General features: G+C 37.8%; 23 protein-coding genes and 1 pseudogene. 5 read left to right on the forward strand and 19 right to left on the reverse strand.

Features of this window, described 5'->3' with window-relative positions:
* Positions 1-108: 108 nt before the first annotated feature.
* The 9 genes and pseudogenes from EKQ63_RS24955 to EKQ63_RS25000 form a co-directional block, all read right to left on the reverse strand.
* On the reverse strand, positions 109-1227 hold the full coding sequence (locus tag EKQ63_RS24955; protein WP_000658369.1) for a nicotinate phosphoribosyltransferase: 1119 nt from the start codon (positions 1225-1227) through the stop codon (positions 109-111).
* A gap of 61 nt (positions 1228-1288) precedes the next feature.
* A pseudogene (locus EKQ63_RS30755) lies at positions 1289-5417 on the reverse strand (DNA translocase FtsK).
* A 155-nt stretch (positions 5418-5572) separates the two neighbouring features.
* Complete coding sequence (locus EKQ63_RS24970) at positions 5573-6529, reverse strand: N-acetylmuramoyl-L-alanine amidase (RefSeq protein WP_143881600.1); 957 nt, start codon at positions 6527-6529, stop codon at positions 5573-5575.
* Positions 6530-6567: 38 nt separating this feature from the next.
* Positions 6568-6912: a thiamine transporter gene (locus EKQ63_RS24975; RefSeq protein ID WP_087954067.1), complete on the reverse strand. Its 345-nt coding sequence runs from the start codon at positions 6910-6912 to the stop codon at positions 6568-6570.
* A 229-nt stretch (positions 6913-7141) separates the two neighbouring features.
* A complete protein-coding gene (gene ytpR / locus EKQ63_RS24980) occupies positions 7142-7756 on the reverse strand; it encodes a YtpR family tRNA-binding protein (protein ID WP_001006759.1) in 615 nt (204 codons plus the stop codon).
* Positions 7753-8565, reverse strand: coding sequence for a DUF1444 domain-containing protein (locus tag EKQ63_RS24985; RefSeq protein WP_000784600.1), 813 nt, complete (start codon positions 8563-8565; stop codon positions 7753-7755). Before EKQ63_RS24985 ends, ytpR begins: the two co-directional genes overlap by 4 nt.
* A gap of 78 nt (positions 8566-8643) precedes the next feature.
* Positions 8644-8958, reverse strand: coding sequence for a thioredoxin family protein (locus EKQ63_RS24990; RefSeq protein WP_000838192.1), 315 nt, complete (start codon positions 8956-8958; stop codon positions 8644-8646).
* Positions 8959-9040: 82 nt separating this feature from the next.
* Positions 9041-9550 carry a DUF84 family protein gene (locus EKQ63_RS24995; RefSeq protein ID WP_001971113.1) on the reverse strand — a complete coding sequence of 170 codons (510 nt, stop codon included), beginning with the start codon at positions 9548-9550 and terminating at the stop codon, positions 9041-9043.
* A gap of 279 nt (positions 9551-9829) precedes the next feature.
* Complete coding sequence (locus EKQ63_RS25000; RefSeq protein ID WP_002170155.1) at positions 9830-10903, reverse strand: M42 family metallopeptidase; 1074 nt, start codon at positions 10901-10903, stop codon at positions 9830-9832.
* Between the two features lie 148 nt (positions 10904-11051).
* On the opposite strand from EKQ63_RS25000, the gene EKQ63_RS25005 reads away from it, so the two are divergent.
* Positions 11052-11363, forward strand: coding sequence for a PepSY domain-containing protein (locus EKQ63_RS25005; RefSeq protein WP_000118543.1), 312 nt, complete (start codon positions 11052-11054; stop codon positions 11361-11363).
* 216 nt (positions 11364-11579) lie between these two features.
* Here the strand turns inward: EKQ63_RS25005 and EKQ63_RS25010 are convergent, their stop codons facing one another.
* Positions 11580-12434, reverse strand: coding sequence for a YtnP family quorum-quenching lactonase (locus EKQ63_RS25010; protein WP_073530602.1), 855 nt, complete (start codon positions 12432-12434; stop codon positions 11580-11582).
* Between the two features lie 69 nt (positions 12435-12503).
* Complete coding sequence (trmB, locus tag EKQ63_RS25015; RefSeq protein ID WP_001239380.1) at positions 12504-13157, reverse strand: tRNA (guanosine(46)-N7)-methyltransferase TrmB; 654 nt, start codon at positions 13155-13157, stop codon at positions 12504-12506.
* Between the two features lie 233 nt (positions 13158-13390).
* Here trmB and EKQ63_RS25020 point away from each other — a divergent pair, with 233 nt between their 5' ends.
* On the forward strand, positions 13391-13669 hold the full coding sequence (locus EKQ63_RS25020) for a YtzH-like family protein (RefSeq protein ID WP_001122234.1): 279 nt from the start codon (positions 13391-13393) through the stop codon (positions 13667-13669).
* A 3-nt stretch (positions 13670-13672) separates the two neighbouring features.
* On the opposite strand, the gene EKQ63_RS25025 is transcribed toward EKQ63_RS25020, so the two are convergent.
* The 4 genes from EKQ63_RS25025 to pepV form a co-directional block, all read right to left on the reverse strand.
* Complete coding sequence (locus EKQ63_RS25025; RefSeq protein ID WP_087954066.1) at positions 13673-14470, reverse strand: phosphotransferase family protein; 798 nt, start codon at positions 14468-14470, stop codon at positions 13673-13675.
* Between the two features lie 227 nt (positions 14471-14697).
* Positions 14698-16839: a type I pullulanase gene (gene pulA, locus EKQ63_RS25030; protein WP_143881601.1), complete on the reverse strand. Its 2142-nt coding sequence runs from the start codon at positions 16837-16839 to the stop codon at positions 14698-14700.
* Positions 16840-16977: 138 nt separating this feature from the next.
* On the reverse strand, positions 16978-17523 hold the full coding sequence (thpR, locus tag EKQ63_RS25035) for an RNA 2',3'-cyclic phosphodiesterase (RefSeq protein WP_087954064.1): 546 nt from the start codon (positions 17521-17523) through the stop codon (positions 16978-16980).
* Between the two features lie 219 nt (positions 17524-17742).
* A complete protein-coding gene (gene pepV, locus EKQ63_RS25040; RefSeq protein ID WP_087996616.1) occupies positions 17743-19149 on the reverse strand; it encodes a dipeptidase PepV in 1407 nt (468 codons plus the stop codon).
* 357 nt (positions 19150-19506) lie between these two features.
* Between pepV and EKQ63_RS25045 the strand changes: the two genes are divergently transcribed.
* On the forward strand, positions 19507-19728 hold the full coding sequence (locus EKQ63_RS25045; RefSeq protein WP_000805512.1) for a DeoR family transcriptional regulator: 222 nt from the start codon (positions 19507-19509) through the stop codon (positions 19726-19728).
* Between the two features lie 81 nt (positions 19729-19809).
* Here EKQ63_RS25045 and EKQ63_RS25050 read toward each other — a convergent pair whose 3' ends face one another.
* Together EKQ63_RS25050 and EKQ63_RS25055 are read right to left on the reverse strand one after the other, a co-directional pair.
* Positions 19810-20538: a pseudouridine synthase gene (locus EKQ63_RS25050; protein WP_001234935.1), complete on the reverse strand. Its 729-nt coding sequence runs from the start codon at positions 20536-20538 to the stop codon at positions 19810-19812.
* Between the two features lie 41 nt (positions 20539-20579).
* Positions 20580-22232 (reverse strand): putative polysaccharide biosynthesis protein, encoded by a 1653-nt coding sequence (locus EKQ63_RS25055; RefSeq protein ID WP_087954062.1) that lies wholly within the window; start codon positions 22230-22232, stop codon positions 20580-20582.
* A gap of 254 nt (positions 22233-22486) precedes the next feature.
* Here EKQ63_RS25055 and EKQ63_RS25060 point away from each other — a divergent pair, with 254 nt between their 5' ends.
* Both EKQ63_RS25060 and EKQ63_RS25065 read left to right on the forward strand, forming a co-directional pair.
* Positions 22487-23758: a BaiN/RdsA family NAD(P)/FAD-dependent oxidoreductase gene (locus EKQ63_RS25060; protein WP_042875807.1), complete on the forward strand. Its 1272-nt coding sequence runs from the start codon at positions 22487-22489 to the stop codon at positions 23756-23758.
* 202 nt (positions 23759-23960) lie between these two features.
* Positions 23961-25397 carry an MDR family MFS transporter gene (locus EKQ63_RS25065; protein ID WP_087954061.1) on the forward strand — a complete coding sequence of 479 codons (1437 nt, stop codon included), beginning with the start codon at positions 23961-23963 and terminating at the stop codon, positions 25395-25397.
* A 32-nt stretch (positions 25398-25429) separates the two neighbouring features.
* Here EKQ63_RS25065 and EKQ63_RS25070 read toward each other — a convergent pair whose 3' ends face one another.
* Entirely contained in the window at positions 25430-25753 is a 324-nt protein-coding gene (locus EKQ63_RS25070; protein WP_087954060.1) for an ArsR/SmtB family transcription factor, read from the reverse strand.
* On the reverse strand, positions 25754-26185 hold the full coding sequence (locus EKQ63_RS25075; protein WP_087954059.1) for an SRPBCC family protein: 432 nt from the start codon (positions 26183-26185) through the stop codon (positions 25754-25756).
* Positions 26186-26190 lie beyond the last annotated feature (5 nt).

Genomic DNA, 26190 nt, shown 5'->3' on the forward strand with positions numbered 1-26190 from the left:
TACTTCTTTTTTATGTCCATAACAAATCCATTATAGCAAAAAAGAAGCCGCTATACTATGATAACAGAAAAACTGATAGGGTCAATCACCTATCAGTTTTTCTGTCTTTTACATATCTTCTCTTTTTTCTAATTGAACACGTTCTAGACGTGGGTTTGGACGATATTTACGACCAGCTTTCGCTTCTGGTTTTCCATTTAATTCTACGTTATCACCAGTAAAGCCAATATTCATTTTTAATAAGCTACTTCCTACTCCGTATATATCAACAGGTACGTTTTGAGCTTCAAATTCACGAATACGCTTCTCATCAAATCCACCAGTTACAACGATGTCTACATGCTGGAATCCTTCTTCATCAAGTGCTTTACGAAGCGCGAATACAAGCGATGGGTTTACACCACGTGGATCGAATGTTCCAAGTACTTCTGGGTGGCGAATGAAGTATTGATCAATCATCGTGCGGGACGTATCTACACGTACACCTTTTAATGTTGATCCAAATTCACGCGCTACGCGAAGTGCATCTGTAATGACATCATTGTTGTAATCAATTAATACAACTAATTCATCTTCTGGAAATTTCTTATGATATGCTTTTGCCGCTTCCACAACATCACCATTAAACATTTGAATTAATGCGTGAGGCATCGTCCCCATACCACTTTTGCCCCACCATTCATTCATCGCATGCGTCGCTTGTGCGCTCATACCTCCGATGTATGCTGCATAACCGTCACCAGCTTGTTGTGTATAATGATCATCACGATCTCCCATGAAAATAACTGGTTTTTCTTTATCTACGCTACGCGCAGCTTGGACAACGTTATATACGTTTGTCGCAACCGATGTACGACGAGCTAAAATCCCATCAATGACACCTTCTAAAAATCCGAAATTTTCATAAGGACCATGAATTGTTAACACTGTTTCAAATGGACTAATTTTATCGCCATCTTTTAAAGAGTTAATCTCAAGTTCCTCAGGATTTTTAGCGAATGTTTGTAGCAATGCAATGACTTCATCTGTTCCGCAAAGAACTGCATTTTCCTTTTGGAAAAATTGCATCGTTACAACACTTTTCGGGCGAAATTCTTCGATGATTTCTCTAGTCTTTAAAAAGTAAACGGCAGAGAACCAACCTTCTCCAACCCGTTCGTCAAATTTAAATGTTTTATTTGTTAGTCTATTTATTTCACCTTTTAATTTTAATTCAATTTCTTTCATGTCGCTTTACTCCCTACTTTACTATCCAACATTTTCTCTTAGTATACAGCAAAACCGTTTACTATACATTTGTTTCCTGCATAGCGGCAAATTCATCCTCAGAAATAAGGACGTCTCTTGGCTTCGTTCCTCTACCTTCAGAAATAATTCCTTGCGATTCCATCTCTTCAATGAGACGTGCCGCGCGATTATAACCGATGCGGAATTTTCGCTGTACAGAAGATGTGGACGCTCCCCCTTGTTCTACAACAAATTGACATGCATCAAGGAACAATTCGTCTTCCGACTCAGCTTGTTCTGTTTTCGCTAATAAATCCTCTTGCTTAAATAAGTAATTCGGCTTCATTTGCTTTTTCACATGATCAACTGTTTTTTCAATCTCATCATCCGATACATATACACCTTGTACACGAACTGGCTTAGATGTACCGTTCCCTAAGAATAACATATCACCACGGCCAAGTAATTTCTCCGCGCCCCCAATATCGATAATCGTACGCGAATCAACTTGAGACGATACTGTAAACGCAATACGCGTTGGAATGTTTGACTTAATTAAACCTGTAATAACATCTACAGATGGACGCTGCGTCGCTACTAATAAATGAATACCACAAGCACGTGCTTTTTGCGCAATACGACAAATCGCTTCCTCAACATCACCAGGTGCTACCATCATTAAATCGGCTAACTCGTCAATGACAATAACGATATAAGGTAATGTCTCTCCTGGAATTTCTCGCTCACTTACAATCGTATTGTAGCGAGTTAAATCACGAGCACCTGCGTGTGCAAACAATTCATAACGGCGCTCCATTTCCTCAACTGCCCATTTTAATGCAGCTGTCGCTGCTTTTACATCCGTAATAACAGGCGCTACAAGATGCGGAACAGAATTGTATGGTGCAAGCTCTACCATCTTCGGATCGATTAACATTAACTTCACTTCATGTGGTTTCGCTTTATATAAAATGCTCGTTAAAATGGCGTTAATACACACACTTTTACCAGAACCTGTTGCACCCGCAATAAGTCCGTGTGGCATTTTTCGAATATCCGTTACAATTGGATCACCTGAAATATCAAGTCCAAGCGCAACCGTAAGCGGTGATTCGCTCTTTGTAAACACAGGACTTCTTAAAATTTCACGAAGAAATACTGGCTTACTTTCTTTATTTGGAACTTCGATTCCAATCGCACTCTTTCCTGGAATCGGCGCTTCAATACGAATATCTTTCGCCGCTAAACTTAGCTTAATATCATCACTTAAGTTTGTAATTTTATTTACTTTCACACCTGGATCTGGCTGTACTTCAAAACGAGTTACTGCTGGACCTTGCGATACATTAATAACATGTGCGCCAACGTGGAAATTATTAAACGTTGTATCTAATAATTCTTTCTGTTCTTCCAACCATTCCGTATTATCTAACGCTGCTTGCTGCGGAATCGATAGCAATGTTAATGGTGGAATCGTATACGTCGGTGGTGTTTGCAATACATTTCGCACATCGTTCTCTCTTTGATTTACAACATATGCTTTCTCTTCTACTTCCGTACTTGAAATTGGCTTTTGTACTTGCTCCGCCACTACTTGTTGTACTTGTTGTACTGGTTGCACTTCTTTCACTTGTGGTTCTACCACTACTTGCTGCATTGGTTTTTCTTCCACTTGTGGTTCCACTACTACTTGTTGCATTGGTCTTTCTTCCACTTGTGGTTCCACTACTACTTGTTGCATTGGTCTTTCTTCCACTTGTGGTTCTACCACTACTTGCTGCATTGGTTTTTCTTCTACTTGATGTACAGACTTATTCTCTACTCGTTCACTCATAGAAGGTTGCATTGCATTCGTTCTAGCCGCATGTCTTTCCATTAATCGCGTTCTGTCTTGTTTCAACATAACAACATTAAATGGTACGTGACGCTTTTTCTCACGTTTTGGTTCTTCTTTTTGTACAACTGGTTGTTCTTCTACAATCGGTGCTTCTTCTACAACTGGTTGTTCCTCTGCGACCGGTGGTTCTTCTACAACTGATTGTTCTTCTACAACCGGTGGTTCTTCTACAACTGATTGTTCTTCTACAACCGGTGGTTCTTCTACAACCAGTGGTTCTCCTACAACTCGTTGTTCTTCTACAACTGGTTGTTCTTCTGCGACCGGTGCTTCCTCTACAACTGATTGTTCTTCTGCGACCGGTGCTTCCTCTACAACTGATTGTTCTTCTGTAATTAAAACATCCGCAAAGCTTTGAACATCTTTTTTCGTTTGTTCATCAGCTTCAGCAACATGTATGAATTCATTCTTTTGTTCAATTGCTTCATTTAACACCATTTCTTGCTGCGTTTCCTCAATTACTACAGGTTCCGCTTCTTCTGGTGCTTCTGTTTCTGCAATTACTTCCACTTCTTCTGTTTCTTCTGCTTCCGCAATTACTTCCACTTCTTCTAACTCTTCCGCTTCCGCAATTACTTCCACTTCTTCTAACTCTTCCGCTTCCGCAATTACTTCTACTTCTTCTGACTCTTCCGCTTCTGCAATTACTTCTACTTCTTCTGACTCTTCTGTTTCTGCAATTACTTCTACTTCTTCTGACTCTTCCGTTTCCGCAATTACTTCCACTTCTTCTAACTCTTCCGCTTCCGCAATTACTTCCACTTCTTCTGACTCTTCTGCTTCCGCAATTACTTCCACTTCTTCTGACTCTTCTGTTTCTGCAATTACTTCTACTTCTTCTGACTCTTCTGTTTCTGCAATTACTTCTACTTCTTCTGACTCTTCTGTTTCTGCAATTACTTCTACTTCTTCTGACTCTTCCGTTTCCGCAATTACTTCCACTTCTTCTAACTCTTCCGCTTCCGCAATTACTTCCACTAATTACTTCTACTTCTTCTGACTCTTCCGTTTCCGCAATTACTTCCACTTCTTCTAACTCTTCCGCTTCCGCAATTACTTCCACTTCTTCTGACTCTTCTGCTTCCGCAATTACTTCCACTTCTTCTGACTCTTCTGTTTCTGCAATTACTTCTACTTCTTCTGACTCTTCTGTTTCTGCAATTACTTCTACTTCTTCTGACTCTTCTGTTTCTGCAATTACTTCTACTTCTTCTGACTCTTCTGTTTCTGCAATTACTTCCACTTCTTCTGGTATTTCTACACTAATTGTTTCTTCAATCTTTTCTTCTGCTTTAACAATCACTGATTCTTCTGGTGCTTGTTTTTCTACTTCAATAGTAGGCTGTTCTATTTCTGTATTACGTTTAATTTCTTCTGATAATATTGTATCCTCGTGCTCTACTTTAGAATCTACTGATTCCGCTTGTAGAGTGTTTTGGGCCACTACATCACTTTCTTGCTTCGTATCTTCCATACGCTCAGCAATTGTTTCATGAAGTAATTTAGCCGCTGGAACTTCCTGCGGTGCACTGATTTCTTGAACCACTTCTTTTTCTTCTACTATAGGCTCTTGGCGTTCGATTTCATAACCGTTTTTCTCTAACCATTGATCGACAACTGACTTTTCTTCCTTTTTACTCTGTTGATCTTGCTGATCAACTCCTTCATGACTGGAAGAAGTCGGTGCTTGTCCTTCTGAGAAATCAGATAGTGTATATCCTTTTTTCTCTAACCATGCATCAACGACTGATTTGCCCTCTACAGATATTTCAAGGTCTTCTCTTTCCTTTACTTTCTCCTGCTTTTCTTCCTTTTTCTCTACTGAAGGACGGTTATATCCGTAAATTGGCGAAATCATTTCTGTTGGACGAAATGGTCTACGGTTACTTTCTTGCGCTGGTGTAGATGCTTTCTTTACGACAGGCTCTCGCTCCGGTTCATATTGTATTTCCGGCTCTTCATATGTAGAAACTACCTTCTCCACATACTGTCGTCTGCTTCTTTCCACTTTGATTCCTCTTTGAATAGGCTGATTCTCATATGTTACAGCTTGAACAGGTGGTTCTTCAAAATGCCCTGTTTCTATAACATCCTCTTCATCGAACCCATTATCCGGTACTAATGGAAAACGGCATTTACCTGCATTCCTACTTGCCATTTGCGCTTCTCTTGCTTCAGTGTAGTGGTTTACACGAGGAATTTTCGGCTGACTTTCAACTTGCTTTGGTACTTCTTTATTCATCGCTGTTTGTTCTTCCTCTTTGTTAAACAGCTTTTTCATCCAATCTAACATGCTTACCACTCTTTCTACTAAATAGTAACATCCTTTATTGTATCAGCATTCGGCAAAAAGTGCAGGTAAAATTAAGCATGTCATATTTATCCATAATATTCTAATTTACGAGTGTTTTCATATGGAAAAACGCAGCCTTACATGTAAGACTGCGTTTAAGCTTTACTCTTCCGATACTCATCTACACTATCCGTTACACTTTGCAATAAAGAATTTACATACTGCGGGTCAGATAATTTTTTATCTTCTTGATGGTTTGACATAAACCCAAGTTCTAATAGTACGCCAGGTACTTTGGCCCAATTAAATCCAGAAAGATCATCCCTGAATTTAATTCCATTTACTTTCACTTGATGATTCTCTCTCATTTTATTTACTATCGTTTGAGAGATTTGAAGACTTTCAGCATAAATTTCTTTCGTATACGGACTTTCTTTTGCTGGCGTTAATACAGCAAATCCACTTTGATTCGGATTTTCAGAACCATCTGCATGAAGACGTAAAAACAAATTCGCTTTATGATCATTCGCAAATGTCGCGCGTTCTTTATTACTCATATCCACATCTTGTGACGTTCTCGTCATTAATACTTGTATTCCCTTTGCCTCTAACTTTTCTTTTAATACGAAAGCCATTTCTAATACAAGAACAGCCTCTCTTTTTTTCGTAACAACACCTGTTGTACCATCTGTCACTTTATATTTTTGCGTCGTTGCTCCTGGTCCAATCGGTTCTAAATTTAAATTCGCTTTTTGCTGATGCCCTGGATCAATAACAACAAGAAACTTTCCTTGTTTTTCATTACTCTCTACTTTTTGTTCATTATTTTGCACTGGTTGCTCTGCTGGTTGCACTGACGTAGCTTCCTCTTTCTTTTCCTCGACCGGCGCTTCCTCCTGCTTTTGCTCCACTTGCTCATTCGTTTGAACTGCTTGCGGTTCTTCTTTCTTTTCTTGTTCTTCTTGCTGCTTTTCTACCGGTGCGTCTACCTTTTTATTTTCGCTTGTTTCTTTTATAGAAGATGTTGTTTCTTTTTTCGGCCCTTCTTGCGAACAACCTCCCATATATATTCCAATGAATGCAATCATGCTCATTATTTTTATATACTTCATGTTTTTCTCCCATCACTTTGCACCGGTCTCAAAGTCTTTTATAATTGTTTTATAATCTCATCCATATTTCCAATATGAACGGGTTGCCACGCTTCTGTACCACGCTCTGCAGTATAAACTAAATACGCATCATCAGACACATTTACGAAAACTGGATCGCCCATATCTGTTTCATATCCGATAACAATCCATTCTTCTTTCCATTTTCCATTCTCTTCACTTATTAATGAATTTTTATGTTTATCATATCGATAACCGATTTGTCCTTGTTCTAATTCATTTTCACTAAACAAATAGATTTCATAAGAACCTAACTCAATATCTTGCTGTTTTGAAGTTTCAATTCGTTTCAGAAGTTCTGCGATTTTTAGTTGTTGTTTCATACGTCTATCCCCTTCTGTTTTTCTAAATTTTAACTAGATTGTTTATAAAATACAATATAGATTCAAAGAAAAAAGGTGACATCCTTATAATATGAACGATTTTTTGAATATATCTGTCATAACTCTAAATATATCAACGATTCGACACGGAATATGGACTTACCAACAAAAAATGCCAAAACAAAAAGAGAGGTCATCCAAAAGGACAACCTCTCTTTTCTTATATCAATTAAAATTTGAACTCTTGTCCAACTTCAAAGCTATCTTCTAATACAAGAATCCCTTTTTCTTGTGGAGCATCTGGAAGCTCTAATTCACGTGCTGAACAAATCATTCCAGCAGAAGGAACTCCGCGAAGCTCAGCTGGCTTGATTAACATACCGCTTGGCATTACAGCGCCGATTTTTGCAACGACAACTTTTTGTCCTGCATCAACGTTTGGTGCACCACATACGATTTGTAATGTTTCTGTACCGATTTCTACTTTACAGATGTTTAACTTATCAGCATTTGGATGCTTTTCTTTTTCAGCTACATAGCCTACAACAAATTTTGGAGAAAGATCTGCTTCTACTGTTTCTTCAAAGCCGTTCTTCGCTAAAATTTCGTTGATTTTTTCTACAAGTTCTTTCGTTAATGTAAGGTTACCTGTTTCTTTTACTTCTAAGTAAGAAGATGCATTAAAGATGTTGAATCCTGCTGTTTCGTTGCTTTCACGGTCATATACGCGTGCAACATCTCCTTTGCGATCAAAAGTACGGTTCTCTAAAGTAATATCTTGTAAGGCAACAATTAGAGTGTCACCAATTCCTTCAAGGTTGTAAAAAACGTTCACTTCGTTCATCCTTTCTCTTTTCCATCTGTCTTCTTCCGATTCTTCGCTAAAATAAAGATTGGTTCAAAGTCCCCATCTTCATATACGAATGAAAGTGATGTAATCGGAACATGCCCTTCGGCAAAAAATTTCATTGTCATTTGTGCAATAATATCATAACCGATTTCGTTGACGATATCAGCAATAATTAATACATCTTGGTGAGGAACAGCAACAACCATGTCACCAGAAATCTTTTCACGCATCGATTGTAGTAACGATTCGTTTAAAATACGAGTCGCATCATACCCATCATTTGTGTTTAAAAAGTAGAATGTATTCCCTGCTACTGTGTCTTGTTTAAACTCATAACCTAATGAGCGAGCGTTGAATAATGCCATTTCACGCACTTGTTGCTCTGTAAGTTCTAATTTTTGTAATAGACGTTCATCAATTAATCGATACGTTTTATTCGAATCTAACGCGTAGTAAATACGTGTTTCCGCCGTATGATCCGTCATAATAAACGGATTTCCTTCTTCTGCTTGTTTCGGGAAAGAAGTAGAGCGAATAACAGGTAAAATTTTCGCTGCGCTATTTTCTTCTTTATGCATCGCAATTAACGCTTCTTGTACGTAATAGGCAACCTCTTCAATCGCTTTTTCTTTATTCACTTCCCATTTCGCCACAACTCCCGGAAGCGATACGTTAATACCTTTTTTCGAGTCTTTCTGTTCTATACGTAGAACCTCTTTCTCGCTATCATACTGAAAGTCCCATTCCGGGCGAGATAATTTCTTCATTAACTCGTCTTTCATCTTTTTACTTGTCATCTTCATCTCTTTTTCCTCCCTTCCAAAAAAATAACCTCCCCCGCGAAGGTAGAGGTTGTTTTACAATTCAATTGGCAAATTGCCTTATTTTAAACCTTCAATGAACTCTTCGATTTGTTCTTGTGTTTTACGATCTTTGTTTACATAGCGACCTGTTTCTTCACCTTTATTGTACGCTACAAAGCTCGGAATGCCAAATACGTCTAATTTTACGCATAGATCAATAAACTCGTCACGATCTACATAGTAAAATGAGAAATCACTATATTTCTCTTCTACTTCTGGCATAAATGGATCTACAAAGCGGCAGTCTGGACACCATTCTGCTGAGAACATAAAGACTACATTCTCTTCATTTTTTAACTCTTGGAATTGCTCCATGCTTTCTAATGATTTCATCTATATTTCCTCCTCTAACGAGTGCATTTTTCATGTTATAATCTTTCTTTTATACTACCATACATCGCGCACGGTGCAAGGTTTATGCTTGCTTTTCATCATACTTATATTGCCCAACAAGTAACTTAACAACATGTACAAATAATTCCGTACGGTCCACATAATCATCCGTAAAAATACCGATAGCACCTTCGTGACTACGAATATCTTTTCTTTGTACAAACTCTTCCATCACTTCACTTAACTCCTTGCCCTCTTCAAGAGGTGCTAAAAAATCATCTGGTAACGTAATACGTGCCCCGCCGGCAACGAATGTTTTACCATCACTTGTTGCTAGCGCGCCCCAGTTACACATAAATAAACCGTGCTCTGTTTTCATTACGCCGCCTTCTAGTCCAATACCAATTTGAGCTTCCCCTTCCTCTAGCGCTCGCTTCGCTCTATTGATCGCTCCTTGCATCGTCTCTTCATCTGAAAATGGTTGTGCTGCTACTCCTGAAGGAACAGAAAGAGATGTAATTGTAGCATCTTTCCAAACCTTCTCCACAGCTCCAACCTTCGTTTTATTCTTCGATCCAACTACTACTTTCATTTCATTCACCTCTATAAAAATTTATCATTTTCCCTTAATCAAATTGTTCTTTATACACGGAAGCACGGCCACCACACATCGCTTGTTTGTCTCTTCACTCTGAAAAAGAAGAGTTTTTCTCACAACATCGCGGACCTCGAACCCAAAAGCAACCTTACTCTCACTTCCTACCCGGGGTTTTAATCCCCCGTACGAGAATCAATTAAGCACTGACCGCTACCATACATCGCTCGAGCATCTATTCAATCTAAAAAAAGAAGGGTTTTTCGCCCTTCTTCTCTACGCGTTATTCTTAATTGTTTCTAACGTCGTTTTATCCGTTGCTCTTACAAGCTTCGTAATTAGCTCTTTTGCTGCCGCATAATCATCAACATGTAAAATAGAAGCATGTGTATGAATGTAACGTGCGCAAACACCAATTACTGCTGATGGGATACCTGAGTTACTTGTATGTACACGGCCCGCATCTGTACCACCTTGTGAAATAAAGTATTGGTACGGAATATTGTGTGTTTCTGCTGTATCTAAAATGAATTCGCGCATTCCTCTATGTGTTACCATCGTACGGTCGTAAATACGAAGAAGAGCACCTTTTCCTAATTGACCGAACTGTGTTTTGTCACCAGATGCATCGTTAGCTGGACTTGCATCAAGCGCATAGAAAATGTCTGGTTGAATCATATTTGCAGCAGTTTGTGCACCGCGAAGACCAACTTCTTCTTGTACAGTCGCACCAGAGTATAATGTGTTTGGTAATGTTTCGTCTTTTAATTCTTTTAGTAATTCGATTGCAAGACCACATCCGTAACGGTTGTCCCAAGCTTTCGCCATAATTTTCTTTTCGTTTGCCATCGGCGTAAACGGGCAGATTGGCACGATTTGTTGTCCTGGTTTTACACCAATCTCAATCGCATCTTCATAGCTATCTGCACCTATATCAATTAACATATTTTTTATATCCATCGGTTTTGCACGTTGCGCGTCACTTAATAAATGAGGAGGGATAGAACCAACAACCCCAATAACAGGGCCATTCTTCGTCATAACTTGAACGCGCTGAGCTAATAGTACTTGGCTCCACCAGCCGCCTAATGGTTGAAAACGAAGCATTCCGTTTTTCGTAATTTGCGTAATCATGAAACCTACTTCATCCATATGACCTGCTACAAGAACACGCGGGCCAGTTTCGTCCCCTTTTTTCAGACCAAATACGCTACCTAAACCGTCTTGTACAATTTCATCCGCATATTTGCTTAATTCTTGCTTCATAAAACGGCGTACATCATGTTCGAAACCTGATGCACCTTGTAATTCTGTTAACGTACGAAATAATTGTAATGTCTCTTTATTCACGAAGTCCCCTTCTTTCAAACCTTAGTAGAATACCTCTTTTATTGTAACGAAATTTTCGAAATGTTTCTAGTTTCTTCTTTTTTAGCTGTATTTGCTTTATAATTATTATTGGTACACTATTTTTATTTTATAGAATTGAGGTGAATATATGAGCTGGAAAGGTTTAGTAGCAGGTCTTGGCGTTGGATTTGCAGCTGGTTATCTCGTTGCAAACAAAGTCCAAGAACAATCCCATATTTCTTCAGAAAAAGCATTGAAAATGGTGAAACAAGCATTAAGTCATAAAGGTGAAATTACTGGCTCTTGGGTACATATGGTTCCAGAGACATTTGAAAAATATGATGTCGCATACGAAGTGTATCGCGGCGGTCTTACAACGATGTTAAATGATATACAAGAACGATTTGAATTTTTAGTTGATGCTAAAACAGGTACTGTTTTAGAGGTTATAGCAGCATAAAAAGGAGGGTTCCCATTAGGTGAACCTCTTATTTTTTAATTGTGGATAGTAATTGAAATTATATCGGCGATTTTCCGAATATATCGACTGCAACTCCAAATATATCAGCGATTTTTTTAATATATCGACCGTAACTCAAATTATATCGGCGATTTTTCAAATATATCGACTTACCGACAAAAAACGACAACAAAAAGGAGATTGCTCCCCCCTTTTTTATGCTTCTATACCCGTTTTCCGTTCTATTTTTTCTACAATATGACCTTCCTCATTCCACTTTACTGCACGATAATACGCGTCATGATAAAAAGTGAACCAAGCATCGTTTTCAGCGCCATACTTCATCCACTTTCGCTTATTTTCAATCGATGTCATCGGATAATCATCATAAGCCATTACCCATAATACATTTTGATGGGCGTGCGTCGGCAATAGGTCTGCTAAATGCAGCATTGTTTCTCCTTTGCTTTCTAAAGCAATAACTGCATGTCCATCACTATGACCGCCTGTATGCGCCATTTTTATTTCATCTGTAATTTCTATTTCTTGCTGAAACGTAATAACTCGGTCTACAATCGGCTCCCAATTTTCCTTCCAATATGTATTACGGGATCTAATATTTGGGTTCCTCATTTCATTCCACTCTGTTTCACTTACGTAAACTTTCGCGTTCGGAAACGCTGGTACAAGGCGATCACCTTCCCATTTCGTTAAACCAGATGCATGATCAAAATGAAGGTGCGTCATTAAAACGTATTGGATATCCTCAGGTTTTAATCCTAGTTTTTCTAGTGACTCATAAACCGATGATTCTTCTGTTACACCTTGATTTCGCTTCATCTTCTCATTCAATTTACCGTTTCCTATTCCAGAATCAATAAGCATATTTCCGTCTTTCGTTTGCAAAAGTAACGGATCTGTTCGTAAATAAATATGATTTGTATCATTATGTTTATATTTACGTGACCAAAGTACTTTCGGTACAACGCCAAACATTGCTCCTCCATCTAAATGTGTGTTCCCGCCTTTTAACCATGTCACTTTTATATCTCCAATTTGTAACTGTTCCATTACACATCCCCCTTTTAAATTAATATTAACATAAAATTCCGATTATTTTAGATGCAAAAAGCCTATGCATTACTGCATAGGCTCTGTACGATATTTTGCTTCTACTCGGTAAATACGATGACCTTTACTAGAGAATTTCTCTTCGTACTCAGTCATAATGTTACCTTCAAAGTCGCTGTTATGAAGATCTAAGCTTAAGTAAGTTAGTAACATACCGTACTCAGCCATACTCATAAGAGAATATTCAAATAAACCTTGGTTATCTGTTTTGAAATGAATTTCTCCGCCTTCTACTAACACTTCTTCATAATTGCGTAAAAACGTTTTATACGTTAAACGACGCTTCGTATGACGTTTCTTTGGCCATGGATCTGAGAAGTTTAAATAAACGCGATCAATCTCACCTTTTGCAAAGAAAACTGTTAAATCTTCAGCATCTTTATTAATTAACTTTAAGTTCGGTAATTCTTCTTCAATTAATTTATCCAGTGCATCTACAACAACACTTGTGAATTTTTCAATTCCAATATAATTAATATGAGGATTCGCTTTTGCCATATCATACATAAAGCGACCACGACCTGTACCTACTTCAATATGAATGGGTTGTTCATTTCCAAATACTTCTTTCCAATTACCAGCGCGCTCCTCTGGGTTTCCGATTACGATATGTGAATACTCATTAATTCGATCCATTGCATATGGTTTATGTCTTAAACGCATAGATGTTTCCCTCTCTTTACATAGCTATTTTAAAGGAATAATTCCTTCTTTCTGTTTTTAATCAATCTACCAAACAAAAAACCAAGTACGTACGAGCACTCGGTCCGTTTCTTTCAAGTATAAGATGTACCATTTTGATAAAAACTACATACAGCATTAAACATTCCATGACGAAACAGCTTTTTCTCTTACTTTTCTAAGAAGAGAAAAACAATCGAAAGGATGATCCGTTCATGCCAATTAATCAACAACATCAATTAGAAGTGCTGAAAGATATTTTAGTTAATCACCAAAGTGATTGTTGCGGGACAGTTTCTGAATGCGAGCAATTAGAGCGTCTCATTCAATCGTTACTCGCAAACGATAATATAAGTAGTGACGCTAAAGCAATGCTAAACGATGTATATTCTTATAGTCAATCGGGTAAATCTTCCTCTAATTTGGACAACCACATTTCCAATAATCAAGAACAACTTACTCAGTGGATTGCTGGAATGGACAATTTTTCTTAAGTATTACTCTGAAGCAAGTAGTTGCTGTAAATATTGATGCCAATATTCAGCTTCTGCTTGCTGCTTTTTTGTTGTATGCCATTGAATAGACAAAATCGTTTGCGCTATCACATACCATCTCATACGTTTAAGCAGCGATTCATCCATTTCAATATCATAGTAACCGAGCCACTCACTCCATTCTTGGCGCGGAATGTACCAATATAATAACATACCGAGGTCTAGAGCTGGGTCAGCAATTACAGCTCCATCCCAATCAATTAAAAACAACTCATCTTCATCCGACAATAGCCAATTGTTATGGTTTACATCACAATGGCATACAACGAATTCATTGTATTCAATATCTTTTAATGAATCCATTAAATATTGAAGACCTTGCTGAATTATTTCCTCATCCCTTATATCTCCTCTTAAAACGAGTTGCAGCTGTTGTAATAACTCTTGTGCGTGAAGTGGCTGCTTTCCAAGTCTTTGAATCATCTGCACGAGTGCTTTAGAGGAGTGTATTTTTTTCAAAAGTTTCGCAACACGTTCTAGTTTCATATCCTCTGGCTCTAGCTTCTGTCCCGGAAGCCATTTTTGAGCAGAAATTACATCACCGTTCGTTACCCTTCTTGTCCAAAGTAATTTTGGAACAATTCCTTCTGCTGACAATACCGCTAAAAAGGGCGATGTATTCCGCTTTAAAAATAACTTCTGTTGTCCGTTTTGCGCAATATATGCATCGCCCGTTACTCCACCAGCCGGTACAAGACTCCACTCTTTTCCTAATAATTGTTCCAACCATTCCATATTCATTACCCGTTAACAAATCCTTATCTTTTATAGTTATGAAAAGAAAAACCGCAACATTTCTACACATGTTGTGGATTCATATATTTTACTGTAAATGAAAAGAAAACTTGGCATAAGCCAAAAATTCTCTATTTTATTTTACAAAACCAGCCATAGAATGACAACTTATCAAAATCGTCACCTTTGTCAATTCTACATTTATTACATTCTCATCGTCAAGTAGCGATTTGTCACATTATCGTCAATATATACGTGCTAATCGGAGCGAGCTTAAGTTCCTTTCCTCTAAATGAAGAAATTGGCTCTATTTTCGCTAGCTTTTCGTTTACTAACACATGCCACGTTTCTTCTTTCGGAAGTTGCACCGTTTTTGCTTCTAAACTGCTATTAAATAAAACGACAATCTCTTTCCACGGTCCAAACGACTCTACGTGCTCTAAATGATATGCAAGTACTTCTGGAGATGTTTGCAAAAAGGTCATGTGCTTTTTTATTAGGTCTGCATTTTGTAATCGGAATGCTCCGTACTCTTTACGAATCGCAATTAAACCTTTTATATAGTTAACGGTATCTATCTCTTTCTCTTTTCGATCCCAATCTAATTGATTAATTTCATCATTTGCATTATAACTATTTTCATTCCCTTGCTTCGTACGATAAAACTCTTGCCCAGCATGTAAGAAAGGGATGCCTTGCGACAGAATCACCATTCCAGTTGCTAGCACGTGACGTTTTTTCAAAATCTCTTCCGACTCTTCATTACTGCGCATTAGTTTATCCCACATCGTCATATTATCATGGCATTCTACATAGTTAATGCTTTGCACAGGCTCTAGAAATAAGCCTGTTTCTTTCATACTCAAAAGGCTTCCTGATGCAATATACTGCAAATGATTACAGTCTACATACCCACCAAATGCAAAACCACGTTTATTTATATGAAAGGTACTCCCTTTTATCCCATCACGAAATTGATCATTAAATTGCGCAATATGCGGCATTTTCTTTGCATTATTTAACGTTGCCTTTTCCTCTGGAGGAAGTGGTGTTTGTAGATCCCATCCTTCTCCTAATAGCAGTGCATCTCGCTTTATGTTTCGCACTTCTTTTTCTATTATATTGATTGTATCAACATCTAAAATTCCCATTAAATCGAACCGGAATCCATCAACATTGTACTCCGTAAGCCAATATAAAATAGACTCTACAATGAATTTCCTCATCATTTTCCGTTCAGATGCTATGTCATTTCCGACTCCCGTCCCATTAGAAGGCATACCATTTTCACCATGACGAAAATAATATCCTGGGACAAGCTTTTCAAATGATGAGAGCTCTCTTTCATAGACATGATTATATACAACATCTATAATCACCCTAATGCCATGCTCATGAAATGTTTCAATCAGCTGTTTACACTCTACGATCCTGTTATACGGATCAGATGGGTCTGTAGCATAAAATCCCGTTGGCGCATTGTAATATAATGGATTGTAACCCCAATTATATGCAGAGGAAGGGTTTGCCTCATCTACACCACCGAAACAATATAAAGGTAATAGTTCAACATGTGTAACACCTAAATCTTTTATATGAGACAAACCTGTTAACGTCCCATTTCGCCCTGTCGTTCCTTCTTCCATTAGTCCCTTATATGTTCCTTTTTTACTCACTCCACTGCCCGGATGAATAGTAGCATCACGAATATGCAGTTCATACAATATGGCATCTGTCATTGCTTGTAATGGTGGTAATTGCCCTCGCTTTGTTACATTCGTCTTTTCCAAATCAATAACAACGCCGTACTTCCCATTTACAGTCACTGATTTTGCATAAGGATCCACAGCTTCGTTCCATATTAAATTTATACAAACAAGAAATGTATACTTTTCCCCTGCTAAATCGCCGTGCAATGTATGAGCCCAAACTCCATTTTCTTCTCTGTACATTTCGTAATCTGTATATTCTTTATCACTTTTATAAATTCTTACTTTCGCAAGCCTCGCAGTTGGAGCCCATACTTTAAATGTAGTTGCTTCCTTTTGGTGCACTGCCCCTAAATCTGTACCTTCGTAATAATACTTTTCATCGAAAATCGCTGTTCTTATGACAGCACCTATTTGTAAATCTGTTTCTTCATTCCGTTCATCTCGTACTGTATAATACTTCCCCACATCTAGCGGCTCTTCTATAAAGCACTCATACTTCGTTGCATCCGGAAGCGCAATCGTATGAGCAATCGGTAGATCTTTCACGTTACTTCCTTCTTGCAAACGAAATGTCCGACTTGTTCCATACGCATGTGGGAGCAAAATTGTAATTTTATTCATTTCATCTAAATAGGCATCAAATGGACGTTTTACTTTCAACATAAAAAAATCACCATCATTCTTAAAGTTAAAATGAAACGAGCTGCAAATGATAAGGCTTTTCTTATCAGCGAAGCCCTATACAGTAACACATTGTTCTTTATAGTATATTCACCTGTATAAAAAACGTTTTCATACATTCTATTTTTGTAATTTTATTTCAGTAATTGCTTTATATTTCGGTGTCTCCTTCACGTGAGATTCGTATAAAGTAATCGTATCCGCTTGAAATGATATTTCAGGCACTTCCTTTATATGTTCTAAATCAAACTTTTCTTCTCCTACCCATTTACGTGCAACAGTAATATGCGGATGATACGGGCGCGTTTCTAAAGAAAATCCATTCTCTTCACACATAACGTGTACTTGCTTTTGCAATTGAAACAAATCTTGATTTTCGCTTACCTTTGCCCAAAAAATACGCGGCCTGTCTTCCATACCAAACGTTGAAAATCCTTGTAATGTGAACGATAGTTCTTTCATTTCTATAAGTGTTTGTAATCCATTCTTTATTCCTTCTAATTGTTCTTCTGTCGCACTACCTAAAAACGAAAGGGTAATATGATAGTCTTCTTTATGTACCCATGAACGAAATGGTAATTCCTCTTGCATTTCCTCTTTATAGTTAGACAGCACTTCTTTTATATGATTTGGTAACGTAATTGCGACAAAATAATGCAGTTCCATGTACATCTTCTCCTTCTTTCTATTGTTGCTTTTCTTTCTTATCTCATTCCATTAAAAAGAATCCAACTTCCCTACAAGTCTAACCAAGTTCAGGTCGCGTTAATAGATGAAATGATATCGACATTTCGACAAGGAACATCTGCTTACCAACAAACGGCACGTAATAGAAAACCGTCCCAAAGTATGTATCGGGACGGTCTTTTATTATTTATATATCCATTACTTCGCTAATTCATAAATTGCTTGCGCGTAAATTGCTGTTGCCTTTAATAAGTCTTCAATTTCAATATATTCATCTTTTTGATGTGCGAGTTCTTCTTTTCCAGGGAACAATGGGCCAAATGCAACACCAGCTTTTAATGAACGAGCGTAAGTACCACCGCCAATTGCTAATAGTTCTGCTTTTTCACCTGTTTGTTCTTCGTATACACGCTGCAACGTACGAATTAACTCGTGATCTTTATCAACGTGATGCGGGCGAGAGTTCGAATAATCCGCCACTTCAAATCCATGAGTACCCACATATCCTTTTAACTTTGCAATCATTTCTTCAAAGTTAGTCGTAACTGGGTAACGTACGTTTAACCCTAAATTACCACCATTCTCTTTCGCATAAGCAAGACGACCCACATTCACTGTTAATGGACCACTAACCTCATCTTTATAAGCGATAGTAGCCTTTTCACCATAAATATCACCAATAAATGTTTCTGCTACAAATGTTGCAAATGAAGCTCCTTTTCCATCAAGAGCGACTTTCGTTAAGAAGTTTGCCAGTAATAAACCTGCATTCTCACCCTTCTCCGGAGTAGATCCGTGAGCTGAAATCCCTTTAATTTGCAATGTCACTGTATTACCTTCTACAATTGCTTCACCTATTTTTTTAGCAGTTTGTAAATACTCTTCATATGCTACTGTAAGTGAATTTACATCTTCTCCTGTAACAACCGCTTCTGCAAAATCAGGAACCATATTTAAACGGCGACCTGACTCAAATGAAACAAGTTCATATATACCTTTCTTTTCTTCACTACCATTTTGCACAACTTGTATATCAGAAATCCCTTTTTCTGCATTAATAATTGGAAAGTCCGCGTCTGGCGCAAAACCAATTGTTGGCATTTCTTCGTTTTTAAAGTAGTGATCTACACATTTCCAATTGCTTTCCTCATCTGTTCCTAAAATCATGCGAACGCGTTTTGAAAGGGGTAAACCTAATTCTTTCACAATTTTCATCGCATAATAAGCTGCCATCGTTGGGCCTTTATCGTCAATTGCACCACGTGCAAAAATCTTTCCATCACGAATATCTGCACTATATGCAGGAGTTGTCCAGCCATCTCCTTCTGGTACAACATCAACATGACAAAGAATACCTACTAATTCTTCTCCTTGTCCCATTTCAAGATGACCTGCATACCCTTCTAAATTTTTAGAAGTAAAACCTTCCGTTTCTCCTTTATGTAACATGAAAGATAAAGCTTTTTCTACACCTTCACCGAATGGTGCGCCCTCTTTCGCCGATTCTTCTTCCCATACACTTTTAATTTGTAAAAATTGTTGCGTATCACGAATTAAATCATCTTTTCGTTTTGCAACTTCTTCTGTCCAATTAATTGCTGACATCACGCATCCATCCTTCACTATATTGTTTCTTTCATCATAACAAACCGAAATCTCTTATGCCATATACGAAAACCAAATACCGAACAATTGTAATATTTCAGATATTTCTTATTAGTTTTTCTTTTGTTTTTCTAAAAAAATTTGCAGGAATTTGGCGCTTTACGTAGAATTTTATGTGTTAGTTGACTGACCATATATACAATGTCAACTACCAATATTTTTCTATATGAATATTTGTTAAATTTCTGTAAAATTTAAGTAGATTAAAGCATGAATTTTATCATGTAGAGTACAATGGTAGTAACGACCTTCTTTCCTGAATGGGGTCAAAAAAACTAGTAGAGGAGTGGTTTTCTCTTGAAACCTACAACTACTCGTATGCTAACACGCATTAAATCAATTTATATGTACATCAATGAAAACGGAACGGTAACGACGAAAGACCTTGTAGATGAGTTCGGGATCACACCGCGAACGATACAACGTGATCTAAATGTGTTGCAGTTTAATGAACTCGTGTATAGCCCTTGCCGCGGTAAGTGGACAACAACAGGAAAGAAAGTGAGAATGACCTCATAACGAAAAATAATTGTATGTAAATAAATACATACCCCTTTCTAACTCATTAGAAAGGGGTCTTTTCTGCGCCTAAAAATAGCACTATTTCTCAGTATCTACTTGATATGTTTTTAACATCTCTACTTCTTCATCTGTTAGCTCTCGGTATTGTCCGAGTTCTAGCTCTTCATCTAACACTAACGGCCCCATCTCTGTTCTCTTTAGGTAGACTACTTTTTTCCCTACCGCTTCAAACATACGCTTCACTTGATGGAACTTTCCTTCTGTAATGACAAGCTCGATTTCAGAAATATCATCGCTTTTTAATATTGTAAGTGCACCTGGCTTTGTTTCATAGCCATCATCTAAAATAACACCTTTAGCAAACTCTTTTACATCCTCTTCTGTTACTACTCCTGCAACGTGTGCATAATATTTTTTCGGCACATGCTTTTTCGGAGATAACAATTGATGTGATAACTTTCCATCATTTGTTATTAATAAGAAACCTTCTGTATCAATATCAAGTCTTCCCACTGGGAACGGATTAAAAATCGCATCTTCTAACTCTAATAAATCTATTACCGTTTCATGATTATCATCTTCTGTCGCTGAAATAACGCCTTGTGGTTTATGCATCATTAAGTAAACAAACTCTTTATATTCCACAACTTCACCGTGAATCATAACTTCTTGTTCTTCTACATTTACATGAACCTTTGCATCTTTCACTGATATGCCATCAATTTTTACAACGCCGTCTTTTAATAATTTCTTTACTTCTTTTCTACTTCCATATCCCATATTTGCTAATAATTTATCTAATCTCACGTTCTTCACCTTCTTTATTTATCATAGAAAAGGGGACGTAATTACGCCCCTTTTGATTTCAACTTTATTTTGAATCTATTGCCAAGTTTACGCTGGATTTTCTCTAACGCTTCTCCGCCGAATACTCTTTCAAGTACTCCTGTGCGAATTGCTAACAATCCGTAAACAAGACCACCAATACCTGCACAAATCACTACTGTAATAAGAGCACCCACTCGGCCATCAGGCGAAATCATGAAGGATAGAATCCATTGTGATAATTTCACAGTAACGACCATTACAAGTGTTAATATTGCAATTTGGAACGTTCTCTTATATACAACACCGAATGAATAGTGTGCGTATTTTTTAATTTGTTGATTTGTGTACCAAACAGAAGCTAGGAAACCAACAGCTGTTGCTAGAATCGCCCCTACTGTACCGAAATAACGAATAAAGATTACGTTACATACAAATTTCAAAATAACACCCATTATAAGTGCGATAATCGCATGCTTTTGTTGGTTAATACCTTGCAGAATTGCCGCTGTTACTGTAAATAAAGCAAATAACAACGCAACCGGTGCATACCACATTAATACTTGTCCACCTAATGGATCTGCATCGTAAAATGCAGTATAAATCGGATAGGCAAGTGATGAAATACCGACAACCGCTGGCAATGTTAAGAACATATTTGCCTGGAATGTTTGTGTAATTTGTAACTTTAAATAACGGTATTGCTTTTCAGTAAATGATTTTGTAATCGCTGGTACGAGCGTTAAACTAAACGCTGTCGCAAGTGATACAGGAATCATAATTAATTTATGCGTCCACATTGTGAAAATACCGAGCGCTCGCTCTGCAATATCTCCTTGACCAATCGCCTGCATAATTGAGTTAAATGTCAATGTATCAATTTGTTGATATAAAGGAATTGTTAACCCAATTACAACGTAAGGAATCGCATATGCAAATAATTCTTTAAATAATTGAACAGTACTCACTGTCGATTCTGGTACAGTTTGTTCAATTAAATATTGATCCAAATGTTTTTTACGTTTTAACCAGTACCAAATGAGTACACCGAGCGCTCCAACTGCTGAAACGAAGGCAGCAAATGTCGCTACCCCAACTGCTGTTGCAACTGTACCGCCAAGTACTTTAATAACGATAAAACTACCCGCTAATAAAAAGACGATACGAATAATTTGTTCAATAATTTGCGAAACAGTAGTTGGTCCCATCGATTGGTGACCTTGGAAATAACCACGAATTAAACTCGCTGCCGGTACAACAATAAGCGCAAAACTTACAAGACGAATAATCGTCGTAACTTCTCCTATATTACTGTGTACACTTTGTTTACCAAGCATTGCTTCTGCAAACAACGGCGCCGTCATGTACAGTACTAGGAATGAAAGAACTCCTGTTACTATCATCATAACCATTCCCGAGCGGAACATTCTCCGGCTCGTTTTATAATCGCCAAGCGCATTATATTTGGAAACGAATTTTGAAACAGCAAGCGGCACCCCTGCCGTTGCAATACTTAAAAAGATCGTATATGGAATATATCCATATGTATAGAGCGTTCCGCCTTCTGTCCCTACTAATGCATGAAACGGAAAGACGTAAATCATGCCTAAGAACTTCACTAAAAATGTCCCTAACGTAACGATGAGCGTTCCGCGCAGAAATTTCGAATCGGACATACAAAAATCCTCCTACATCTACATAAAGTGAAACTTTAATAAATTGAACTATTCGAGCATTCGAGAACTATTAGACTTCCCCTAACGCTTAAGGTTTTAGTCCTATAGCCCACAAATAGCAGGATAGTGCTGAACTCTAACTTTTGTATTGTACCACAATTCTCTCCTTAAGCAGTACTTCACTCTATTTTTCTTTTAAGGGAAAACATGCTATTCTTTTAGGCAGGAAATGTAGAAAATGAGGTCGATATATTATGCATTATGATGTTATTGTCATCGGCGGCGGGCCTTCTGGTCTAATGGCTGCAATCGGTGCTGCAGAAGAAGGCGCAAGCGTCTTACTTCTTGATAAAGGAAATAAACTAGGGCGTAAACTTGCGATTTCTGGTGGCGGCCGCTGTAACGTAACGAACCGTCTACCACTTGATGAGATCGTTAAACATATACCAGGAAATGGCCGCTTCTTATACAGCGCTTTTTCTATTTTTAATAATGAAGATATTATTACATTCTTCGAAAATCTCGGTGTAAAACTGAAAGAAGAGGATCATGGTCGCATGTTCCCTGTTTCAAATAAAGCGCAATCGGTAGTAGACGCACTTTTAACACGATTAAAAGATTTAGGTGTAAAGATGCGTACGAATACACCTGTTGAAACGATTGAATATGAAAACGGTCAAACGAAAGCTGTTGTACTGCAAACAGGCGAAGTGTTAGAAACAAACCACGTCGTTATCGCTGTCGGCGGAAAATCAGTTCCGCAAACTGGTTCTACCGGAGACGGATATGCTTGGGCAGAAAAAGCTGGTCATACAATTACAGAATTATTCCCAACAGAAGTACCAATCCTTTCAAACGAACCATTTATTCGAGACCGTTCACTGCAAGGACTCGCTTTACGAGACGTAAACTTAAGCGTATTAAACCCGAAAGGAAAAGCTATCATTTCTCACAAAATGGACATGCTCTTCACTCATTTCGGCTTATCTGGTCCTGCTGCCCTTCGCTGTAGTCAATTCGTTGTAAAAGCACTGAAAAAGTTCAAAACGAATACAGTTCAAATGAGTATTGATGCATTACCAGAAGAAAATAGCGAGCAACTATTCCAGCGCATGCTGAAACAAATGAAAGAAGATCCGAAAAAAGGAATTAAAAACGTGTTAAAAGGTTATGTTCCTGAACGTTACTTCCTATTCTTATTAGAAAAAAATGAAATTGATGGCAGCGAGCAAGCTGGACAAGTTTCTCATGAGAAGATTCGTGCACTTGTGAAAGACTTTAAAGAATTTACTGTGAATGTAAATGGTACGCAGTCAATTGAAAAAGCATTCGTTACTGGCGGCGGTGTATCCGTTAAAGAAATTAATCCGAAAGAAATGTCTTCTAAATTCACGAACGGCTTATATTTCTGCGGAGAAGTTCTTGATATTCACGGTTATACTGGTGGTTATAACATTACATCTGCCCTTGTTACTGGTAGAATTGCTGGAACAACAGCTGGAGAAAACGCGAAAATGCAATATTAAAAAAAGAAACAGGGATTCCTGTTTCTTTTTTTATAGGTACATGAAATTATATCGGCGATTTTTCAAATATATCTACTTACCGATAAAGGACGACAAATATCCCCTCCCCTTAACTTCCCATTGCTTTTTTGTTGCTTTATTTACCTTAGTACCTTTATATTTTATATTGTTGAATATTTGAAAAAGGGTAAGGGGAAAACATATGAGAAAAAAAGTCATGATGTCTTTAATGCTAATGACGTTTCTTTCTGCGGTAGAAGGAACGATTGTTAGTACAGCAATCCCTCGTATAACGAGTGATTTATCCGGCGTTGAACTTGTAAGCTGGGTTTACGCAATTTACATGCTTGCCACAGCGGTTTCAACTCCAATATATGGAAAGCTCGCTGATTTATTCGGCCGTAAAAAAGTTTTACTCATTGGAGCTACAATCTTTTTAATCGGTTCTGCACTTTGCGGTGTCGTTACATCGATGGAACAATTAATCTTCTTCCGTGCACTTCAAGGTATCGGTGCTGGTGCTGTTATGCCGATCACAATGACGATTATTGGAGACTTATATAGCGAAGCGAAAGACCGCGCGAAAGCACAAGGCTGGATGAGTGCCGTTTGGGGTGTATCTGGTGTTATCGGACCGTTAGTAGGTGGATTTTTAGTTGATTCTCTTTCTTGGCGTTATATTTTCTTCTTAAACGTTCCATTTGGAATTATCGCCTGCTTAATGATTGCCATTTACTACAAAGAATCAATTAAACCTGCTAAACACCATATCGACTATCTTGGTGCAACAGTATTCTCACTAAGTACAATCGCTCTACTATATGCATTATTAACAGGTAGCAGTAAGCAAAACTGGGGAGATATAACAATTATCGGCCTATTAATCTTTGCAGCTGTTTCATTCATTATTTTCTTATTCATCGAGAAAAAATCTCCGGAGCCATTAATTCCGCTATCACTTTTCTCTAACCGTACATTATCTACGATAAACATATTAACGCTTATTGCCGGCGCTATGATTATTAGTATTACAATGTACCTTCCAATTTGGAGCCAAGGTGTATTAGGAAAAAATGCGACAGAAGCTGGACTTATTTTAATGCCAATCCCTGTTATGTGGACATTTGGCGCTATTTTCTCTGGTAACTTAGTAGGAAAATTAAAAACGAAACAAATCATTTTACTCGGGGCTAGCATTTTATCAGTCGCTACGTTCTTATTATTCACACTATCAACAAATTCACCATCGTTCCTTATTTATGTAGCAGTCGGATTATTCGGCTTAGGAATGGGGCTTGTGACACCGATTTACATGGTAACAATTCAAGCAGCCGTACCAGCTCATACACGCGGAACAGCTGTTGGTGTAAACACATTTATAAATACATTTAGTCAAACGTTAGGTGCTGCAATATTCGGTACAATCTTCAATACGATGATTCACGCACGTGGTATTAAAAATCTTGATCTTGTATCTGGCGGACATGGAGGTACTACAACAAACGTAGTAACTGAATCGCAATCCGCATTAGCATCAAGTGTACACGTCATTTATATGAGCACTTTCGTATTAGCAGTATGTACATTCATTATCGCTTGGCTTTTATTAAAGCCAGCTACACAAACAAGTGAGCAATAATAAAGAGGATGACCATTTCGGTCATCCTCTTTTTACTCTTCATTCTCCACAATATGTTTCAACATGGACAATTTATTATCCCAAAAACGTTCATAATACGAGAGCCACTGTTGTAATTCCTCTAATGGTTCTGGATGCAAGCGATATATCTTCTCTCTTCCGCTTTTTCTTCCGCTTACTAAATTCGCTTCTGAAAGAATATGAAGGTGCTTTACAACCGCAGTACGACTCATCGGAAAATGATCCGTTATTTTGGAAATCGGTAACTCTTTATCACTTAATAACCGTATTACTTCTCGGCGGGTTGGATCAGCAATTGCTTGAAACACATCATATTTCGCTGCTGATGAGGCCACTTAGCCTTCGACAACCTTTTTCAGTTTTTCATTTACAATCGCTACCCAGCCTCCGCTCATTCTATCGCGAATAATAGAGCTCTTCGCATTCGCTTTCGGAAGAATTTCATCAGGTTGTTTCCAGCCGCCGTGAATTAACGTAAATTCTGTTTTATTATCTCCTAGGTCTTTCAGATGAAATGAAACAACCCAGCCATCTGTATCCCATGAGAAAGATAGATGATTTGGCTCATCGATTTCTAATACTTTACATGGTGATGGTCCAAATGGTGATTGCACATGAAATTCATGTCCTACCTCTAATACGAAATCATTTGGCATAAACCATGAGGCAATCCCTTCTGCAGTTGATACTACATTCCACACCTTTTGAATAGACGCGTTAAAAACGATCGTTTGTTTAATGTCAGTTAATGTATTTTGTTGTTCCATTTTCA

This window comes from Bacillus sp. BD59S (genome assembly GCF_007363175.1).
Lineage (GTDB): Bacteria > Bacillota > Bacilli > Bacillales > Bacillaceae_G > Bacillus_A > Bacillus_A pacificus.